This is a genomic window from Streptomyces sp. NPDC031274 (genome assembly GCF_055570235.1).
Genome location: NZ_JBVIHP010000002.1, coordinates 330472 through 341610, shown reverse-complemented (window position 1 = coordinate 341610; position 11139 = coordinate 330472). Strand labels below are relative to the sequence as shown.

Genomic DNA, 11139 nt, shown 5'->3' with positions numbered 1-11139 from the left:
TTACCAAAGTGGCGAATGTCGCAGACTTCGGAATCGTTAAATCCTTGACAACGGCAGGTGACGCGGGCGAAAGGAGGACGGCGGAACCGGGAGCTGGACTCCCTGACCGCCCGGTACGGCGGTCTGGTCTACTGGTGACCGTGACCAGTCAGCCCGATCACCAGCAGCCGGATCTCGCCCAGCTCCTGCGCCCGGTGGTGCGCGAGTCCTCGGTCAGCGAGGTCGCCAAGCGCCTCCTCGACCACCTCTCCGCAGGCAACATCAAGCCGGGCACCCGGCTCCCCGCCGAGCGCCAGCTCGCCGAGGCCCTGGGGGTGGCCCGCTCCAGCGTCCGCGGGGCGCTGTCCGCCCTCGACATCCTCGGCATCATCGAGATCAGGCCGGGCTCGGGCTCGTACGTCCGTGAGGGCACGTCGGAGTTCCTGCCGCGCGCCATCAACTGGGGTCTGATGCTCGGTCAGCGGCGTACGCAGGACCTGGTCGAGGTGCGCACGTACATGGAGGGCGTCTCGGCGCGGCTCGCCGCCGAGCGGGCGGGCGACGACGATGTGCGGCGCCTCGAAGGGCACTTGGAGCGGATGCGCGAGGCGGGCTCGGACGTCAAGGCGTTCGTCGACGCCGACATCGCCTTCCACCTGGAGACGGCACACATCGCACGCAACTCCGTGCTCAGCGACATCCTGCACAGCATCCGCGCGCTGCTCCAGGTGTGGATGGAACGGGCCGGCGACATCGAGGGCACCGTCACCGGCACCCTGTGCGAGCACGGCGCGGTCCTCGACGCGATCCGCGCGGGCGACCCCGAAGCCGCGGACCGGGCGATGGCGGAGCACATGCGGATGGCGAACGTACGACTGCAGTCGTCCCTGGACGGGGAGGGCGCCGCGGGGCACTAGGGCCCTCCTGACGGACCCTTGCGGCCACGGAGACCGGCGACCGGCGACCGGGCCGCCCTCGACAACCACCATAAGCAACCGCTTAGTATCGGGTGTGCGGGGCTCCCTGCCCCGGGATCGGTACCGCCGTCACCGCATGGAGAATCCGCATGGCATCCCTGCTCCTTTCCCGCCGCGACCTCGAGTTCCTGCTGTACGAGTGGCTCGACGTGCCCGCGCTCACCGGCAGGGAGCGGTACGCGGACCACTCCCGCGAGACCTTCGACGCCGCCCTCGACCTGAGCGAGCAGATCGCCACGCGCCACTTCGCCCCGCACAACAAGAAGAACGACGCCCAGGAGCCCACCTTCGACGGGGAGAAGGTGCACGTCATCCCCGAGGTGAAGGAGGCGCTCCGCGTCTTCGGGGAATCGGGGCTCCTGGCCAGCGCCATGGATCATGAGATCGGCGGCGGGCAGCTGCCGTCCGTGGTGGCGCAGGCCTGTTTCGCGTGGTTCCAGGCGGCGAACGTCGGCACGGCCGCGTACCCCTTCCTGACCATGGGTAACGCCAATCTGCTCCTCGCGCACGCTTCGGAGGAGCAGATCGACACCTTCGTACGCCCCATGGTGGAGGGCCGCTTCCTGGGCACGATGTGTCTGTCGGAGCCGCAGGCGGGTTCGTCGCTCGCCGATGTGCGGACGCGGGCCGAGGCGCGGCAGGACGGGACCTACCGCCTCTTCGGGAACAAGATGTGGATCTCCGGCGGCGAGCACGAGCTCTCGGAGAACATCGTGCATCTGGTGCTCGCGCGCATCCCCGACGGCCCGCCCGGCGTGAAGGGGCTCTCGCTGTTCATCGTGCCCAAGGTCCTGGTCGGGGACGACGGTGCGCTCGGCGAGCGCAATGACGTCGTGCTCGCGGGCCTGAACCACAAGATGGGTTACCGAGGGACCACGAACACCCTGCTGAACTTCGGCGAGGGCGTCCACAGGCCCGGCGGCGAGCCCGGCGCGGTCGGCCATCTCGTCGGGGAGGCGAACCACGGCCTCGCGTACATGTTCCACATGATGAACGAGGCCCGGATCGGCGTGGGCCTGGGTGCCACCGCGCTCGGCTACACCGGCTATCTGCACGCCCTGGACTACGCGCGCACCCGCCCGCAGGGCCGCCCCGTCACCGCCAAGGACCCGGCGTCACCGCAGATCCCGATCATCGAGCACGCCGACGTACGCAGGATGCTGCTCGCCCAGAAGGCGTACGTGGAGGGCGCGCTCGCGCTCAATCTGTACTGCGGGCGGCTGCTCGACGAGCAGAACACCGGCTCCTCGCCCGAGGAGCGCGAGGAGGCCGAGCTGCTGCTCGACGTGCTGACGCCGATCGCCAAGAGCTGGCCCTCGCAGTGGTGCCTGGTGGCCAACGACCTGGCGATCCAGGTGCACGGCGGCTACGGCTACACGCGCGAGTACAACGTCGAGCAGTTCTACCGAGACAACCGCCTCAACCCCATCCACGAGGGCACGCACGGCATCCACGGCCTGGATCTGCTCGGCCGCAAGGTCGTCATGAACGGCGGTGCGGGTCTCGCGCTGCTCGGCGAGCGCATCGCGAGGACGACCGCCCGCGCCGCCGCCGCGGGCGGCGTCGCGCCCGGGTACGGGCGTGCGCTCGGCGCGTCCGTGGCCCGTGCGGTGGACGTGACCCGGCGGCTCTGGTCGACGGGCGACCCGCAGACGGCCCTCGCCAACGCGAGCGTCTACCTCGAAGCGGTCGGGCACGTGGTCGTCGCCTGGATGTGGCTGGAGCAGCTGCTCGCGGCGGAAGCGGGCAGCGAGGACTTCCACGCGGGCAAGCGCGCCGCCTGCCGCTACTTCTTCCGCCATGAACTGCCCAAGACGGAGGCCCAGTTCACGCTCCTCGAAAGCCTGGACCGGACGGCCCTTGAGCTGCCCGAGAACGCCTTCTGACCCAGAAGTACAGGACCAGCGAACACACCGCGGCGAACGCACACCACGTGGAGACGTACTCCCGCCGCCACAGCACCACGCACACCGCCGCCCCGACGGCGACCAGGACGCCGAAGAGGACCAGGCCCCGGTCGCCGGAGAGGAACAGGGAGCCGATGGTGGCCAGGAGGTATCCGGCGACGATCAGCCCGGGCTGAGGCAGGCCGAACGCGTACCCGACCGTGTGGCCGTGGATCTCGGCCGTCACGGTGCGGGTCGCCAGCGAGTACGAGAGCGCCGCCGCCGTCGCGATGCCCGCGGCGAGGGGGATCAGCAGGCGGCGGCGCGCGCTCGGCGGCGCCGCGCACAGCACCGCCACGGGCAGCCACAGCGGGAGCAGCGGCAGGGCGATCACGGCCCAGGCGACGGTGGCGGGGCCCGTGCCGCCGCCCTCTCGCCAGACCTGCGACTCGATGATCTGGTGAGCGCCGAGTAGCAGCGGGAGCGCGGCGAGCGGCAGATCGCCCGGGCGGGCCCCGCGGGCCGCCCGGGTCACACACGCGACTCCTACCGCTGCGATACCCGCGCCCGCCACGACATCGGCCGTCGCGCTCCAGCACATGGCTCCCACGCTACGACCCCCGTCACCGGGGGGCGCGGCGAGGCGGGCCGCAGGGGTTACGCGGGGCCGCGCGGGTCGGGCTCGATGTTCTGGTTGAGGCGGAACACGTTGTCCGGGTCGTAGGCGGCCTTGACCTGGGCCAGGCGTGCGTAATTGTCGCGGTAGCTCGCCCGTACGCGTTCCTGCCCCTCGTCCATCATCATGTTCACGTAGGCGCCGCCCGCCGAGTACGGGTGCAGCGCGTCGAAGTAGTCGACCGTCCAGCGCTTGATGAGGTCGGCGTTGGACGGGGACGCGTCCACTCCCGCGAAGACGCTGGCCCAGCGGGCGCCGCGGTAGCTCCAGGCGGTGTCCGTGGGGCCGTGGTCGTGGGCGGCGCCGTCGATGGGGTAGAGGTGCATCGTCGACTTCATGGTCGGCAGCTCGGCGCCGAACTTGGCGTGCAGGGCGACGGCGTCGTCCGGGATCTCGTCGACGAAGTCCGCGCGCCAGTACCACTGGTCGCCGGGCGGGTAGAGCCCGTCGAACATGGACTGGAGCACCGGGTGCGGCATCTCCCCCACGGCGTGCAGGAGCGGATCGGGCAGCGCGTCGAGCAGGGGCGCCATCGCCTGGGCCGCCGCGTCGGCGTCCTCGGTGGTGTGGCACCACACGACGCCGCAGACCTTGCGCAGGTGGATGCTCTCGGGGAAGGGCGGGGCCGGGGGCACGGTGCCGAACATGAAGAAGCCGGTCGCCTCGCGGGGCGCACCCGGCAGGAAGTCACGGTAGGCGGCGAGGACTTCGGCACCCATCTCGACGGGCCAGAAGGTGGGGCCCGCGATGACCGTGCTCAGCTCGTGGAGCCGGAAGAGGAACGAGGTGACGACGCCGAAGTTGCCGCCGCCTCCGCGGATCGCCCAGAAGAGGTCGGCGTTCTCCTCCTCGCTCGCCCGCACCTGACGGCCGTCGGCGAGGACGAGGTCGGCCCCCAGGAGGTTGTCGACGCTCAGCCCGAACCTGCGGGTGAGGTGGCCGAGGCCGCCGCCGAGGGTGAGGCCGCCGACGCCGGTCGAGGAGATGATGCCGCTGGGCGTGGCCAGGCCGTGCTCGTGCGTGGCGCGGTCCACCTCGCTCCAGACGCAGCCGCCGCCGACCCGCACCGTGCGGGCCTGTGCGTCGACCTCGATCGCCTTGAGCGGTGAGAGGTCGGCGACCACACCGCCGTCGACGGTGCCGAGGCCCGCTCCGTGGTGGCCGCCGCCGCGGACCGCGAGCGGCAGGCCGTGCGCGCGGGCGAAGCCGATGACGCGGGACACGTCGTCGGCGTCGGTGCAGCAGGCGACGAGCGCGGGGCGCTTGTCGGCCATGGCGTTGTAGACGGCGCGCGCCTCGTCGTACCCGGCGTCCTCCGGTCCCTTCAACTTCCCCTTGAATCCTGCCAGTTCCCGGCGTGCTTCCTGTGCGGACGTCATGGACATGGACTCCCCCGTTGGATCGGTGCATCCGATGAGCCCGTTCTAGTGCCGCCCCCGGCGCTCCGATATCCGTGCCCACCACCCAGCTCGCGTCCGGCCATTGCCTACTTTTGCCTACTTCTCGCGGCCGATCTCGATCCCCAGCTGCGTGGCGCGGGCGGCGACCTCGCGCCGGGTGCGGGCACCGAGCTTCTCCAGGACCGCGCGGACGTGGTTGTCGACCGTGCGTACGGACAGGACGAGCCGGCCCGCGATCTCGATGTTGGTCAGGCCCTCCACCAGGAGCCTTCCGACCTGGAGCTGGCGGCCGGTGAGGCCAGCCGGGTTGCGGCGGGTCGCCGCGTGCGGACCGCGCGGGATCCGGGCCACGCCCAGGGTGCGCAGTTCGTTGCGGACGATCCTGGCCAGGGGTTCGGCGCCCAGGGCGTCCAGGCCCGCGAGCGCGGTGAGCTTGTCCGCCGGGTCCGGGCTCTCCGCGAGGGCGGCCGCGTACTCGTAGGGGCAGCCCGCCGCCCGCCAGGCCTCGGCGGCGAGGCGCCACTGCCCGGCGGCCTGCAAGGCGTACGGGTGGTCGGAGTCGTCCACGGGGACGGGCTGCCCCGCCCTGGCGAGCCAGTGTCCGAGCTCCGCGCGGTACGGCGTCGCGGCCAGGTCCCGCGCCTGTACGTACAGGGGGCCGACGGCGTCGATCACGGCCGCGTGGTCACCGCGCAGCCAGGCGGCCTCCGCCCGCGCCGCCGCGACCGGGGCCGTGCGCTGGAGCTCCCGGGTCCGCGCGGCGACCTCCCGGGCCCGTCCGAGGAGTTCGTCGCCGCCCTGTGCGCCGCGCCGGATCCGCACCCGTGCGAGTACGGTCAGGGCGGGGCAGCGCGCGGGCGGGAACTCCTGCGCGTCACCGGACTCGGCGAGCTTCTCCGCCTCGCCCCACTTGCCCGCGGCGAACTGCCGCAGTGCGAGCTCCACTTGGAGGTAGCGCAGGAATCCCAGGTGCTCCGTGCGGTCCGCGAACTCCATGGCGGGGGCCAGGAAGTGGTCCGCCTCCGTGAACCGCAGGTTCTCCAGGAGCGTCCAGATGACATTGGCGTAGGCGCGGCAGGCGTGCTCGGCCTCGTCCGCCTTCAGCGCGACCGCCAGGCTCTCCTCCAACTGCGGTCGGCCAAGCGGATCACCGCCGCGCCAGCGGGCCGTGCCCACGTTGTTCAACGCGTGCGACAGGATCGCCGCGTCGCCCGTACGCCGGGCCAGAGTGATCGCCCGTTCACCGTACCCGACGGCCTCGGCGTACCGGTCGGAGAGCATGCGGAGCTGAGAGGTGTTGCTGAGCGCGAGCGCCAAAAGACGCTCGTCCCCTGCCTGTTCGAGTACGTCTATGGCTTCTCGGGCGGCCTCCTGTGCGGCGTCCGCGTCGCCCGCCCACCAGTGGATCCGAGAGAGCCAGCGCAGATCGGCGCCGAGCGCCCTCATGTCGCCGAGGGAGCGGCGCAGAGCGACGGCTTCCAGCTGGGCGCCGACGGCGGCCGGGGAGTCGGCGATGGTGTAGCTCTCCACCGCGAACCTCTCCAGGAGGTCGGCAAGTTCGGCAGGACCGTAGCGCTCGCGCCGGGCCAGGACGAGCCGCAGCTGGGCGGCGGCCTCCCGGTGCGCCCCTGTGCGTGCGGCGTCCCTGGCCGCGTCGGGGCCGTAGCGCGCGATGGCGTCCTGGTCGCCCGCCTGGGCGGCGTGGTGGACGATGCGGGAGTAGTCGGTGCCGGGCTGCGCGACCAGGACGGTGAGCACCTTCCGGTTGAGTTCGATGCGCCGTGCCGCGGGCAGCGAGTCGGCGATGGCACGCCGGATGATCTCGTGCCGGAACACCACTCGCTCGGGCGTCACGACGAGGAGTCCGCGCCGTTCCGCCGCGGTCAGCTGGCCCACTCCGTACGGCAGTAGCGCGTCGGCCAGGGTGCGCTCGGTCGCCGACGGCACCACGGCGAGCTGTTCGAGCGCGTCGCGTGCGGCGTCGTCGAGGCCGCGAAGGCGGGCCAGGACGGCGTCGACCACGGTCGGGGGCACGTCCCCGGTGCCGCCCGCCGCGACGACCTCGGCGACGTAGAAGGGGTTGCCCGACGTCACGGCGTACACCTGCGCGGGATCGAGGTGGCTGGGCGCGCTCAGGGTGCGCACGGCGTTCCGGGACAGACGGGACAGGGGCACGCGGTGCACGCGGGCCGCACGCGACACCTGGCCCAGGAGGTGGCGCAGGGGGTGTTCGCGGCTCAACTCGTCGTCGCGATAGGTCAGTACGAGGACGGCGGGCATGCGGTCCACGCGGCGTACGAGGAACCGCAGCGCGTCGAGAGAGGCCTCGTCCGCCCAGTGCACGTCCTCTACGACGAGGACCGTCGGATGCGGCGGGTCGCCCAGCTCGGCCCGCAGCGCGTCGTACACCCGATGCCGGTCGCCGCCCTCGGTCACCGCCTGCGCCAGCTCGGCCCCCACGCTGCCGACCAGGTCGCGGAACGGCCCGAGCGGGCGCCGCGTGGCCAGGTCGTCGCACTGCCCGACAAGCACCCTGGCCTGCGCGGACAGCACACTCGGCAGCGCGTTCACGAGGCTCGACTTGCCGATGCCTGCCTCGCCGAAGACGAGCGCCACCGAACCCGCGCCGTCGGCCGCTTCCAGAGCGGCGGCGGTCAGTCGAACCAACTCAAGATCCCGCTCGAGGATCCCCCCGTCCACGCGCCAGATTCTCCCATGCGACCGCGCGTTTCCGTCGCCCGTACTGGGGTTCGGTCAGCGCGCGCGTGCCTCTGGTACGGGCGTCATGAGGCGAGGTCCCGGTGGTGCGGGTTGGCTTCCGCGCCCTCTGTGCTGAGCGGCACGAGGGCCGATGCGGGGCCGGGACCGAGGGCCGCGCGGCGGTCGTCGGCGCCGCCGCCGGTCAGTGCGGCGCGCACGCCCGCGAGCGACGCGGCTCCGCAAGGGCCCGGGGAGACTCCGAGGGCGGCGAGCTCGCGGGCCGCCCGTGCGCTTTCCGCGTCGGTGACGGCGACGGCGACGGCGACGGCGACGACGGCGTCGAGGCCTTCGCGCAGGTAGGGCCAGGCGAGGCTGGAGGGGGTGCCGCGGTTCAGGCCCGCCATGGCCGTGTCGCCGGTGACGACGCCGGCCGGCGCCCCGCGGGTGGGGCTCTCGATGACGCGGGCCGCCGCCTCGGGCTCCGCGGAGAGCAGCGCGGCGGCCCTCTCCCCTGCGGGGCGGCTGCGGTAGTGGGTGACGACGGCCTGGGCCTCCGCGAAACGACATGAGTGAACCAGGTACGCTTGCGTCATCGATCTCACGATGATCGCACCCTCGTTCCCTGCCAGGAGGACGCATGACCTCGGCGCCGCAGACCGCCCGCACCCCCCAGACCCTCGACCGCCCCTTCAGTGTCGGCAGCCTCACCCTGCCCAACCGCATCGTGATGGCACCCATGACGAGGGAGTTCTCACCGGGCGGCGTGCCGGACGCCGACGTGGCCGAGTACTACGCCCGCCGCGCCGCTGCCGGTGTCGGCCTGATCATCACCGAGGGCACGTACGTCGGCCACGCTTCGGCCGGTACGAGCGACCGGGTCCCGCGCTTCTACGGCGACGACGCCCTCGAAGGCTGGCGCAAGGTGGTCGAAGCCGTGCACGCCGCGGGCGGCAAGATCATTCCGCAGCTGTGGCACGTCGGCGTCGCGCGCGACGAGGGCAATGGCCCGGTGCCCTCCGCCCCCTCGGCGAGCCCCTCCGGGATCGGCCTCGACGGGCAGCCCAAGGGCAGCGCCCTCACGGCCTCCGATCTCGACGACGTGATCCGGGCGTTCGCGGACGCCGCGGCGGACGCCGAGCGCATCGGCTTCGACGGTGTCGAACTGCACGGAGCGCACGGCTACCTGCTCGACCAGTTCCTCTGGGAGCGCACGAACCAGCGTACGGACGGCTACGGCGGCGACCTCGATTCCCGCACCCGCTTCGCCGCGGAGATCGTCGCAGCGGTGCGGGCGGCCGTCTCGCCCGACTTCCCCGTCGTCTTCCGGTTCTCGCAGTGGAAGGGCGGCGTCTACGACGCACGGCTCGCCGAGTCCCCCGAGGAGCTGGAGAGCATACTGACGCCGCTGGTGAACGCGGGCGTCGACGTACTGCACGCCTCCACCCGCCGCTACTGGGAGCCGGAGTTCGAGGGCAGCGACCTCAACCTCGCGGGCTGGGTCAAGAAGATCTCCGGGAAGCCGGTGATCACCGTCGGCTCGGTCGGCCTCGACCAGGTGTTCATCGGGCCGCAGGGCTGGGCGGTGCCGTCCGCGTCCACGGGCATCGAGCCGCTCATCGACCGCCTGGAGCGGGACGAGTTCGACCTGGTGGCGGTGGGCCGCGCCCTCATCGCCGACCCGGAGTGGGCGGCCAAGGCCCTGGAGGGCCGGCTCGGTGACGCGCTGCCCTTCGACAAGTCGCAGCTGAAGAGCCTGGCCTGAGCGACAGTCGACGCGATCGCGGGTGACGGCAGCCAAGGCAATACGCTGCTGTCGCCCGCGGTCGCGTAGGATATCCCCATGACCTGGCCTGCGACCGAGCGCTACTTCCCCACCGCCGTCCCCGGCGGCCTTGGCCTCGTGCAGGACATCCTGAACACCGCACCCTCCGGCGGCGCGGCCGAGGCCGACCTCCTCGGGGACGTCGCGGCCGCACAGGACTGGATCTCCGTGGCCCTGCCCACCTGGGCCGAGAAGACGGGGCGCACGGCGGTGCGGCTCACGCTCACCGAAGAGGACCTGCCCAAGCTGCGGCAGTTGCGCGAACAGCTGCGCCGCGCCCTGCACTCGCGGTGCGGCAGCACCGGCGGCGAGAGCGAGAGCACCCGCTCCACCTCATGCGCCCTTCAGGTCAACCTGCACGGCGACGCGGCCCTGACCACCGAGCCCGAGGGTGAGGGCTGGCGCTGGCTGACGTCCGCCGTGCTGTGCGAGGCACTGCTCGCCCAGACCACCGGCGAGTGGCGGCGCCTGAAGATCTGCCGCAACGAACGCTGCGCCACGGCGTTCTACGACCGCTCCCGCAACAACTGCGGCGTCTGGCACTCCACTCGGGGCTGCGGAAACGCCGCGAACCTGCGGGCCTCGCGCCAGCGCCGCCGCGCGGGCGCCGAAGCGGAGCCGACACCGGACGTCCACGGTCGGGCGTAGAGCCACCGCGGTCGTCAACTGCCGTACTCCACCAGGCTGGTGGGTATCACGATGCGCTGCACCGAGCCGGGCTTCGGCTTCCTTCCAAGGTCGGGTCCCCTCCCCCGTAGCCGGTCGGCGAGGAGTTCGCCCGCGGCCCGGCCGAGTTCATCGCTGTCGTACGCGACGAGCGTGAGCGGCAGGCCGAGCGCGTCGGCCAGTTCGAAGTCGTCGAAGCCCGCGAGCGCGGTGTCGGTGCCGGAGGCGCGAATGGCGCGGAACGCCCCTATCGTGTTGCGGTTGTTGGAGCAGAACAGCGCGGTGGGCGGCTCGGGCAGCGCCAGGAGTCCGGCCGCGGCCCGTCGCGCCTCACGCGGCTCGGTCTGCCCCTGCCGTACGTAGTGTTCGTCGAAGGGGATGCCATGGGCGGCGAGGGCAGCGGCGTACCCGCGCAGGCGCTCGGTGCCGGTGTAGACGGCGGGCGGTGAACCGAGGAAGCCGATCCTGCGGTGGCCGCGGGTGATCAGCCGGGCGGTGGCGGCGCGGGCCCCGCCGAAGTCGTCGACCAGCACGCAGTCGGCCTCGAACCCTTCAGGCGGGCGGCTGGCGAGCACCACGGGTACGCCGTCGGCAGCCGCCGCGGCCAGATGGCCCTGGTCGGCCGTCGCGGGGACGGCGATGATGCCGTCGACGCGGCGTGCCACCAGGTCGGCGACGAGCTCACGCTCGGCGTCCAGGTCCTGGCCGGTGTTCCCGATGACGGTCTTGAAGCCGTCGCCCGCGATCACGGAGTCCACACCGAGGGCGAACCGCGAGTAGAAGGGGTTGGCCAGGTTCGTGACGACGAGTCCGACCAGGCCTGTGCCTCGTCCGAGGCGCAGGCTGCGGGCCACTTCGTTGGGCCGGTAGCCGATCTCCGCCGCGGCGACGCGGATGCGTTCCCGGGTGGCCGGGAGCACGCTCGCGTCGTCGCGCAGCGCCCTGGACGCGGTCATCGCGCTGACTCCCACCCTTTCGGCGACGTCCCGCAGGGTGGGCGGGCCGTCCGCGGGGGGCCGCGGTTCGGGCATCG

At 72.4% G+C, this 11139-nt stretch carries 8 protein-coding genes and 1 pseudogene; 4 read left to right on the top strand and 5 right to left on the bottom strand.

Going from position 1 to position 11139, the window contains the following annotated elements:
* Window positions 1–134: 134 nt before the first annotated feature.
* Window positions 135–896, top strand: coding sequence for a FadR/GntR family transcriptional regulator (locus ACZ5CR_RS04440; protein WP_468853442.1), 762 nt, complete (start codon window positions 135–137; stop codon window positions 894–896).
* Window positions 897–1045: 149 nt separating this feature from the next.
* Window positions 1046–2842, top strand: coding sequence for an acyl-CoA dehydrogenase (locus tag ACZ5CR_RS04435; RefSeq protein WP_468853440.1), 1797 nt, complete (start codon window positions 1046–1048; stop codon window positions 2840–2842).
* Here the strand turns inward: ACZ5CR_RS04435 and ACZ5CR_RS04430 are convergent.
* From ACZ5CR_RS04430 to ACZ5CR_RS04415, 4 genes and pseudogenes are all read right to left on the bottom strand, one after another.
* A complete protein-coding gene (locus tag ACZ5CR_RS04430) occupies window positions 2784–3443 on the bottom strand; it encodes a DUF6629 family protein (RefSeq protein ID WP_468853438.1) in 660 nt (219 codons plus the stop codon). The genes ACZ5CR_RS04435 and ACZ5CR_RS04430 overlap by 59 nt on opposite strands.
* A gap of 56 nt (window positions 3444–3499) precedes the next feature.
* Window positions 3500–4903: an FAD-binding oxidoreductase gene (locus tag ACZ5CR_RS04425; protein ID WP_468853436.1), complete on the bottom strand. Its 1404-nt coding sequence runs from the start codon at window positions 4901–4903 to the stop codon at window positions 3500–3502.
* A gap of 111 nt (window positions 4904–5014) precedes the next feature.
* Window positions 5015–7618 carry an ATP-binding protein gene (locus ACZ5CR_RS04420; protein WP_468853435.1) on the bottom strand — a complete coding sequence of 868 codons (2604 nt, stop codon included), beginning with the start codon at window positions 7616–7618 and terminating at the stop codon, window positions 5015–5017.
* An 83-nt stretch (window positions 7619–7701) separates the two neighbouring features.
* Window positions 7702–8169 (bottom strand): annotated as a pseudogene (locus ACZ5CR_RS04415) (pyridoxal-phosphate dependent enzyme); the annotation flags it as partial.
* An 86-nt stretch (window positions 8170–8255) separates the two neighbouring features.
* On the opposite strand from ACZ5CR_RS04415, the gene ACZ5CR_RS04410 reads away from it, so the two are divergent.
* Complete coding sequence (locus tag ACZ5CR_RS04410; RefSeq protein WP_468853433.1) at window positions 8256–9380, top strand: NADH:flavin oxidoreductase; 1125 nt, start codon at window positions 8256–8258, stop codon at window positions 9378–9380.
* A 78-nt stretch (window positions 9381–9458) separates the two neighbouring features.
* Complete coding sequence (locus tag ACZ5CR_RS04405; RefSeq protein WP_468853432.1) at window positions 9459–10088, top strand: CGNR zinc finger domain-containing protein; 630 nt, start codon at window positions 9459–9461, stop codon at window positions 10086–10088.
* A gap of 14 nt (window positions 10089–10102) precedes the next feature.
* Here ACZ5CR_RS04405 and ACZ5CR_RS04400 read toward each other — a convergent pair whose 3' ends face one another.
* On the bottom strand, window positions 10103–11137 hold the full coding sequence (locus tag ACZ5CR_RS04400; protein WP_468853890.1) for a LacI family DNA-binding transcriptional regulator: 1035 nt from the start codon (window positions 11135–11137) through the stop codon (window positions 10103–10105).
* Between the last annotated feature and the right edge of the window lie 2 nt (window positions 11138–11139).